At 37.6% G+C, this 1084-nt stretch carries 1 protein-coding gene and 1 pseudogene; one reads left to right on the top strand and one right to left on the bottom strand.

The window, feature by feature from the left end:
- Positions 1-633, top strand: a 633-nt coding sequence (locus FHL06_RS13985) for an SbcC/MukB-like Walker B domain-containing protein (protein ID WP_272950478.1), incomplete at its 5' end; no start/stop codon positions are given.
- A 153-nt stretch (positions 634-786) separates the two neighbouring features.
- On the opposite strand, the pseudogene FHL06_RS14515 reads toward FHL06_RS13985, so the two are convergent.
- A pseudogene (locus FHL06_RS14515) lies at positions 787-1084 on the bottom strand (hypothetical protein); the annotation flags it as partial.

Below are 1084 nucleotides of genomic sequence, written 5' to 3'. Positions count from 1 at the left end.
AAAACTGACTTCACGAATACTCAAAAGAGTTTCGATAAAGTCCAAAGTATTATGAAGAAGCAAGGTGAATTTGCCAAAGAATTAGCTGCTATTACTAGTCTTTACAACGTTGTTAATGGTAAAGATGGTAACGATAGTAAGTTAAAACTCGAGACGTACGTCGTTCAAAATTATCTTCAAAAGATTTTGTCATACGCTAACGACACTTTCTTAAATCGTCTATCACATAATCGTTACTCATTTGTCATTTCCGAAAAAGCGGCTGATAAGCAACGTGACCACGGCCTTGATATCAATGTTTATGATCGTGAAACCAACGCCATCCGCTCATCAGATACTTTATCTGGTGGTGAAACGTTTATTGCTGCCTTATCAATTGCACTCTCATTAAGCGAAGTCGTTCAATCATCAGCTAATGGTGTACAAATAGATGCCCTCTTTGTTGACGAAGGTTTCGGTTCACTTGACGATGAAACCCTTGATGAAGCCATGAACGCTCTTGAGGATATTGGTAAAAACCGGATGGTCGGCGTTATCAGTCATATCGAATCGATGAAACAAAGTATCGGCCAACAACTACTTGTCAAAAAACTTGGCGATGGTAAAAGTAAAATTGAACTCATTAATAAGTAAAAAAAATTCGGAACAAAACATAGTTTTTTTCCACTTAAAACAAATGACCCCAGCAATCCAAAATCAGATTACTGGGACCATTTGTCTATTTCAAGAAGAAAAAGCCATGTTTTGATACACGTTTAAGGCAAAAATAGTTAAGTCACGGTCAAGTTATTTTTCATAGCCATTCAATGTTTCCTGCAATTCATCTTTAATTGCAGTAATCAACGATTGCGGAGCCTTAACGGTGACCTTGCTACCTTGGCCTTGAACCCACATTTTTGCACCATTGAAGAACATTTGACCGTAAATGATTACACCACCATCGGCTGTTTTGACGATTTCACCTTCGGAATCTTTTTTGACTCTTGAATTAGGTAATTGATCAAGGGCTGCCGGGTAGTAGCCACGATAAATAAATTCATAAGAAATAATGCTGCCACTGTTCATCAAGTATGATTTGTTACGG

Origin of the sequence: Companilactobacillus halodurans (genome assembly GCF_009600985.1) — a bacterium.
GTDB lineage: Bacteria > Bacillota > Bacilli > Lactobacillales > Lactobacillaceae > Companilactobacillus > Companilactobacillus halodurans.
This window is presented reverse-complemented; position numbering and strand designations above follow the sequence as displayed.